This is a genomic window from Ottowia cancrivicina (genome assembly GCF_029813755.1).
Taxonomy (GTDB): Bacteria; Pseudomonadota; Gammaproteobacteria; order Burkholderiales; family Burkholderiaceae_C; genus Ottowia; species Ottowia massiliensis.
In genome coordinates, this window is the sequence record NZ_JARVII010000003.1 from 136414 (window position 1) to 142831 (window position 6418).

10 protein-coding genes are annotated in these 6418 nt (G+C 67.6%); 2 read left to right on the forward strand and 8 right to left on the reverse strand.

Annotated elements, in window-relative coordinates:
* Positions 1 to 131 precede the first annotated feature (131 nt).
* The 8 genes from QB898_RS03020 to QB898_RS03055 form a co-directional block, all read right to left on the reverse strand.
* The gene (locus QB898_RS03020) at positions 132 to 602 is read right to left on the reverse strand and encodes a GNAT family N-acetyltransferase (protein ID WP_428982718.1); all 471 of its coding nucleotides are present in this window, start codon (positions 600 to 602) and stop codon (positions 132 to 134) included.
* A gap of 93 nt (positions 603 to 695) precedes the next feature.
* The gene (locus tag QB898_RS03025) at positions 696 to 1205 is read right to left on the reverse strand and encodes a TlpA disulfide reductase family protein (RefSeq protein WP_279523728.1); all 510 of its coding nucleotides are present in this window, start codon (positions 1203 to 1205) and stop codon (positions 696 to 698) included.
* A complete protein-coding gene (locus QB898_RS03030; RefSeq protein ID WP_279523729.1) occupies positions 1202 to 1705 on the reverse strand; it encodes a TlpA disulfide reductase family protein in 504 nt (167 codons plus the stop codon). The genes QB898_RS03025 and QB898_RS03030 overlap by 4 nt, the downstream gene beginning before the upstream one ends.
* A gap of 199 nt (positions 1706 to 1904) precedes the next feature.
* Positions 1905 to 2180 carry a formylglycine-generating enzyme family protein gene (locus tag QB898_RS13385; protein ID WP_050715831.1) on the reverse strand — a complete coding sequence of 92 codons (276 nt, stop codon included), beginning with the start codon at positions 2178 to 2180 and terminating at the stop codon, positions 1905 to 1907.
* A gap of 85 nt (positions 2181 to 2265) precedes the next feature.
* A complete protein-coding gene (locus QB898_RS03040) occupies positions 2266 to 2985 on the reverse strand; it encodes a formylglycine-generating enzyme family protein (protein ID WP_279523730.1) in 720 nt (239 codons plus the stop codon).
* 34 nt (positions 2986 to 3019) lie between these two features.
* Complete coding sequence (locus tag QB898_RS03045; protein ID WP_050715833.1) at positions 3020 to 3289, reverse strand: HPr family phosphocarrier protein; 270 nt, start codon at positions 3287 to 3289, stop codon at positions 3020 to 3022.
* Positions 3286 to 3666, reverse strand: a complete 381-nt coding sequence (locus tag QB898_RS03050; protein WP_050715834.1) for a PTS sugar transporter subunit IIA — start codon at positions 3664 to 3666, stop codon at positions 3286 to 3288. The genes QB898_RS03045 and QB898_RS03050 overlap by 4 nt, the downstream gene beginning before the upstream one ends.
* Positions 3667 to 4000: 334 nt before the next feature.
* Positions 4001 to 4687 carry a ComF family protein gene (locus tag QB898_RS03055; protein ID WP_279523731.1) on the reverse strand — a complete coding sequence of 229 codons (687 nt, stop codon included), beginning with the start codon at positions 4685 to 4687 and terminating at the stop codon, positions 4001 to 4003.
* 287 nt (positions 4688 to 4974) lie between these two features.
* On the opposite strand from QB898_RS03055, the gene QB898_RS03060 reads away from it, so the two are divergent.
* Both QB898_RS03060 and QB898_RS03065 read left to right on the forward strand, forming a co-directional pair.
* The gene (locus QB898_RS03060) at positions 4975 to 5913 is read left to right on the forward strand and encodes a class I SAM-dependent methyltransferase (protein ID WP_279523732.1); all 939 of its coding nucleotides are present in this window, start codon (positions 4975 to 4977) and stop codon (positions 5911 to 5913) included.
* A 16-nt stretch (positions 5914 to 5929) separates the two neighbouring features.
* Positions 5930 to 6418: SCO family protein (locus tag QB898_RS03065; RefSeq protein ID WP_279523733.1), on the forward strand; the 489-nt coding region annotated here is incomplete at its 3' end.

A 6418-nucleotide genomic window follows, 5' to 3' on the forward strand; every position in this document is an offset into this window, starting at 1 on the left:
TATCGAAAAAGTCTTTTTCTGCTTTGAAAATGATAGCTGCCCGCGCTGATTTCATGAGGACCTGCGGCCCATTTCATGCCGGAAGGAGAAAGCATGAAAGGGCGGCGGTCCGGGCGCTTGCGGCCAGAGGGTCAGTCCAGGTTCACCTTCAGGTAGTGCGCTCCGGGCAGGGGGTTGTGGTAGTAGGGATCGGTCGGCTCGAAGCCCAGGTCTTCATACAGCGCGCGGGCCGATTCCATGTCGTCCAGCGTGTCAAGCAGCACGCACTGGTAGCCGCGCTGGCGGGCGGCGTCCAGAATGCGCTCCGTCAGCTGCCGCCCCAGGCCAAAGCCCCGGAACATGCGGCGCACATACAAGCGCCTCATTTCAGCGGCGTTGGGCGTATCGGCATCATCCAGCGGGCGCAGGGCGCAGCAGCCGGCCGCCTGCTGGTCCACCAGCGCCAGCAGCAGCGCGCCGCGCGGCGGGGCGTATTCGCCAGGCAGCGTGGCCAGCTCGCGCTCAAAGTTCTGAAAGGACAGGTCGATGCCCGCTTCGGCTGCGTATTCCTCGAACAGCGCGCGCGCCTGGGCCACGCGCTCAGGCGTGTCAGCGGCGATCAGTTCGACGGCGGGAGTGGTCACGGCGGGGCAAGGCGCGAGGGCGAAGGGCAAAGAAGGCGGGCAGTGTAGCGCCCGGCTTTTCTGAACGGGCGCTCAGCCTTCGGACAACAGCTTGCCAATCAGGCGCGACACCTCGTGCAGCTGCGAGCCGACAAAGCGCCGGGCAATGCGCCCTTTGCGGTCCAGCACAAAGGCCGTGGGCGTGGCGCGCACATCGCCCCACTGGCGCGCAAGCGAGCCATCGCGGTCATGCGCTACCGGGTACGGCGGCTGCCTCGTTTGCATGAAGCGATTCAGGCTTTCGGCGCGGTCGTACGACATGGCTACCGCCACGGCCCGCAAGCCATGAGGGCGGTAATGCTGGTAAAGCGCGGCCAGTTGCGGCGCCTCGTTCATGCAATAAGGGCACGAAGTGGCCCAGAAATTCACCAGCGCCACCGAACCCGCGAAGGCGGACGAATAAAACGCCGAGCCATCCAGCAGCGTGAACGTGCTGTAGGGCGCGCGCTGCCGGCTGCAACCGGCCAGCGCGCCAGCGGCCAGCAGGGCGGGCGCGGCCAGGCAAAGCTGGCGGCGCAGGACTGAGCGGGGCGCAGCGTTCATTCGGTCAGCAGCTTTTCAATTTGCGCGTGCAGCGCGGCAAAGTCCGGCTGGCCCACGTAACGCTTGACGATGCGGCCCTGCTTGTCCAGCAAGAAGGTGGTGGGCGTCAGGCGCACATCGCCCCAGGCTTTGGCGGCCTGGCCGTCATGGTCGTAAGCCACCAGAAAAGGCAGCGCCCGCTGCGCGGCAAAGCGGCTCACGTATTCGGGCTTGTCGTACTGCATGGCCACGGCCAGCGTCTCGTAGCCTTGCGCCTTGAACTTGCCGTAGGTGGCGGCGATTTCAGGCATTTCGGCCACGCAGGTGGTGCAGCTGGTGGCCCAGAAATTCACCAGCGCCACCTTGCCGCGCAGGCTTTCGGTGGAGATGCGCTGGCCGTCCAGCAGCAAGAAGCTGCTTTGCGGCGCTGACTCCTGCGTGCAGCCTGCCAGCAGCGCGCAAGCCAGCGCCAGCAGGGGCAGCAGGCGCAAGAAGGAAAAACGGAATGCGGACTTGAACATGGCGGGCGATTGTCCTTGAGAAGCCTTTCCCGTTCCATCTGTGCCTGTTTGGGCGGACAGCGCTGGCAAAAGAGGCCTTTCAATTCAAAAAAAAGAGCAAATTCAGGCTGCCAAAAAGGGCCTGTGCCGCAATGAATACGGGGACATCCAGCTATGGATACAAGAGCAGAAACAGCCTTTCCCGGAACGCCTTGACGGCTCAAGGATGCGGATCGCGCGCCAGGCGAAAGCCCCTGTCATCGCCCCGCCACTTGGGAGGGGCATGGTGGCGCACAAGGGCGCGCGCGTAGCCAAAGGCCGGAGCCAGCGCGCTGCCGCCGCGCTGCACCATGCGCAGTCCGCTGAAATAGCGGTTGCGAAAAGAGCAGCTGCTTTCCCAGGCGCTGCCGTCGGCGGGGGCGGCGTCTTCCATGCCGTCCTCCTTGTAACTGTTGTGCCAGCAGTCCTGCACCCATTCAAAGGCGTTGCCGCTCATGTCGCAAGAGCCTGTTTGCCCTCTGGCCGCAAGGGGCGAAAGCGCGGGTCGGGATGGGCTGCAAGGCGCAAACCGCAGACGGGCCTTATGGCCCGGCGAGGATTTGCAACGCCGCAGGACGCCCGAGGCCGCGCTTTCGCGCCTGCGGACGGGGGGCAAACAGGCTCTTAAGCCCCCAGGCGTTGGGCTGCTTTTGTGCTACGGGGTGGATGCGGCGGCCACTGTTATCAGCGTGCCAGGCTACGGCGCCGGGGTCATCACTGCCGCAGTAGCGAACAGGCTGGCCCGCGCGGCAGGCGTATTCCCATTCGGCTTCCGAGGGCAGGCGCCAGCGGCCACCCTGCGGCCAGGTCTGGTTGAGCCAGCGGATGTAGTCCTGCGCGTCATGCCAGCTGACGTAAACCACGGGGGCCTGGTCGCCGTGGCGGTTGGCCTGCATGAACTCTTCGGTGAGCAGATCGTCACGCCCGGCGGCGCGCAGCCAGGCCTTGAACTGGCCCAGCGTGACGGCGGTTTTGCCAAGCTGGAAGGCTCGCACGCGCACGGCGTGCTGCGGGCCGGATGCGGAACCAAAGGCTTCTTCTTCTGGCTGACAAGCGGGCTGCGCGGGCGGGCGGCCCATGAATTCATCGCGGGCGCGCCGCTGTTTGTCGGCGCTGGCCGGCACGCACGCGCCCATGAGGAAGCTGCCTGCGGGGATGTCCACCATCTCGATGGCGGGCGTCGGCTGGGCCTGGGTGGCGGCCGGGCCGCACAGGGCCAGGGCGCAGAGGATGAAAAAGGCGGGGCGCAAAAGGGCGGTCATGGAAGGATCACTTTCAGGCCGGAGGGCGCGCGGGCTACTCGCCTTCGCCGAACTTGTCTTCGATGAGCGCCAGCAGCGCCTGCATGGCTTCTTGCTCGCGTTCGCCGCTGGTTTGCAGGGTGACGGCCGTGCCCATGCCAGCGGCCAGCATCATCACGCCCATGATGCTTTTGGCGTTCACGCGGCGTTCGCCGCGCTGCATCCACACTTCGCAAGGAAAGCTGCCCGCCAGCTTGGTGAGCTTGGCGCTGGCGCGGGCGTGCAGGCCGAGTTTGTTGATGATGGTGGTCTGTTTTTCGATCATGGCTCGATGCGGATGATGGCTTGCTGGCCGCCTTCGCGCACGCGCGCGGCCAGCTCCAGCAGCGGCTCGGCGCGGTAGGTGATGGCCTTGAGCAGCATGGGCAAATTGGCCCCGGCCAGCAGGGGCGAGCCGGTTTCGGCGGCCAGGCGGCTGGCCACGTTGCTGGGCGTGGCGCCCAGCACGTCGGTCAGCAGCAGTGCGCGCGCGGCAGCCGGCAGCAGCAACGCGCGCGCGGCCAGCAAGGCGGCATCGGGGCTGACGTGGGCCTGCACATCCAGCGCCAGCACGTGGCTGGCGGCATCGGGAAACACGTGCAGGGCGGCATCGCGCAGGGCGCTGGCCAGCGGGGCGTGGGCAATGACAAGCAGATGGGTCATATCAGTGGGATCAAGACCTGCGCGCGGGCGCGAAAAGGCGGGCCGCCTGCCTGCGCTCAGCAAGGGTTCCGGAAAAGGGAAAGGCCAGCGCGAGGCCAGGCGGGGCAGCGGTACTGCATGGCACGGGTGGAAGGGCTGAATTTATCCTTTCGGGCGCGGGCGGCGCAGACCCGCTCGCCATGCTTGGCTTCATGCCGGGCCTGGTTTCTTTTGTTCAGCTCCTTTTTCAATAGCATAATGTCTTAGTGGAACCAGCGCAAACCAGCTTTTTGGCGCCCCTGGATTCGCTCCTGTTTTTGAGGGTCTGTTCGCAGACAGACTGAGAGCAGCCTGCTCAAAGTGGCGGCGTGCGGGCCAGCACGGCGGCGCTGACTTGCCTGGCGCCCGCCCGCAGCAGGGCTTCGGCGGCGGCGCGCAAGGTGGCGCCGGTGGTCATCACGTCATCAATCAACAGCACATGGCGGCCTTGCAGGGCGGGCCGGCGCGCGGGGTTGGGAACGAAGGCGTTTTGCACGCGGCGCAGGCGCTGGGCGCGGCTGAGGCTGCGCTGGGGCAGTGCGTCGTGAGGGCGCAGCAGGGCGTCGGCCACCACGCGCCGCGCGCCCAGGGTGCGGGCCAGCAGCAAGGCGGGGTTGTAGCCGCGCGCGGCCAGGCGTTGGCGCGAGGCGGGCACGGGCACGGCGGCATCGGCTTCGGCCACGGCCTGCGCCACGCCGGGCGTTTGCAGCAGCATGGCAGCCAGCGGGGCGGCCAGGCCGGTTTGCTGATGGAATTTGAACTGGACCAGCAGCCCGTCCCAGGGCCAGCCATAGGAAAGCGCGGCGAAGGTGCGGCTCATGGGCGGGGGCCTGAGCAAACACTCGCCGCACTGCGCCGCGCTGCTCGCCAGCGGCGCGGCACAGGTAAGGCAACGCGGCTCGGGGCGGACGAAGCAGGCCAGGCACCCGGCGCAAATGGGCGGCGCGGGCCAGGCGCGGCAGATATGGCACTGGCTGGGCAGCAGGCGGGCAAGCAGGGCCATGCGGCGAAAAAGGGAGCAGGAAACGGAAGAAGTGGAAGAAGCGGAAGAAGCGGAAGAAGGCCGCGCAGCGCCTGCGGATGGTCCGGCGGCAGGGCGCGCAAGCGCCGCGTCATCAATATACTGCCCGCCCCAGCGCCGCAGGCGGGGTGGTGAAGGGGTTTTTCTGCTCCTTGATTCATAGCACGACCTCCCCGTATTCATTGCGACGATAGCCTTTTCAGGCCCTGTGAATTCGCTCTTGTTTTTGATGCCAAGCCGCATCCGTCCCGCGCGCCGGGGCTTTTGTCATGACCGCCGCTTCCTCGCCTTCTTCCCCCCCTTCCCTAGACGCGCGGGCCGCCGCCCGGCTGGCCGCGCTGCCCGGTCCCGCGCCCTGGCTGCATGAAGAAGTGGCGCGCCGCATGGCCGAGCGCCTGCCGTGGATCACCCTGCCCGTCAAACGCTGGGCGCACTGGTCGCCACGCCACGGCGGCATGCAAGGGCACGCGCTGGTGGCGGCGCACTTCGCCCAGGCCGAATGCGTGGGCGTGCCTGCGGGCGAAAGCCCAACGGGCGACGCGCCCCTGCCCTGGTGGCGGCCCGCCCGCTGGGCGCGCCCGGCCTTGCGCACCGTGGCGCAGCCCGAAGCGGGCAGCGTGCAAATGGTGTGGGCCAACATGCTGCTGCACCGCGTGGCCGAGCCGCAGGCGCTGATGCGCCAGTGGCTGCAAGCGCTGGCCGTGGATGGCTTTGTGATGTTTTCCTGCCTGGGGCCGGACACGCTGCGCGGCCTGCGCGCGCTGTATGCGCGCCTGGGCTGGCCCGCGCCCGCGCACGAATTCACCGACATGCACGACTGGGGCGACATGCTGATGCAGGCCGGCTTTGCCGAGCCGGTCATGTTCATGGAGCACGTAACCCTCACTTTTGAAACGCCGCAGCGCGCCTTGCAGGAGCTGCGCGCGCTGGGGCGCAACCTGAGCCGCAGCCGCTTTGCCGCCCTGCGCGGCCGCCGCTGGCACGCGCGCCTGCTGGCCGAGATGGAAAGCCTGCGCGGAAACAGTGCGGAAAGCGGCGCGGAAAGCGGCTCCATTCCCCTGGAATTCGAGCTGATTTACGGCCACGCGCTCAAGCCCGCGCCGCGCGCGACCGTGTCGGCTGAAACCGTGATCGGCCTGGATGACATGCGCCAGGCCCTGCGCCAGCCGCGCCCGCACAGCCTGCCGCCCGAAAGCCGCGCTGAGTGAATGAAAGCCGCCTGCCATGCCTGACCGCTTCCCTGCCGCCTTTTCTGCCGCTTTCCCTGCCGTCTTTTCCGCCGCCTTGCTGACGGCCTGCGCCCTGGCGCTGCCCGCCTGCTCGCCGCAAGACGCCGCCCGCCCCGCCCTGCGCGGCCAGGCGCTGCATGACGCGCCCTATGCCCGCGACTTTCACCTGATCGACGCCGATGGCCAGCCGCGCAGCCTGGCCGATTTCAAAGGCAAAGTCGTGGTGGTTTTCTTCGGCTACACCCAGTGCCCCGACGTGTGCCCCACCACGCTGCTGGAGCTGGCGCAGGCGCGCCAAAAACTGGGCGCCGAAGCCGGCCGGCTGCAAGGCATCTTCATCACGCTGGACCCCGCGCGCGACACGCCCGAAGTGCTCAAAGCCTACGTGACCAGCTTTGACGAAAGCTTCATCGCCCTGACCCCGCGCAGCCCCCAGGAGCTGGCCGCGCTGGCGCGCGAGTTCAAGATTTTTTACCGCCAGACG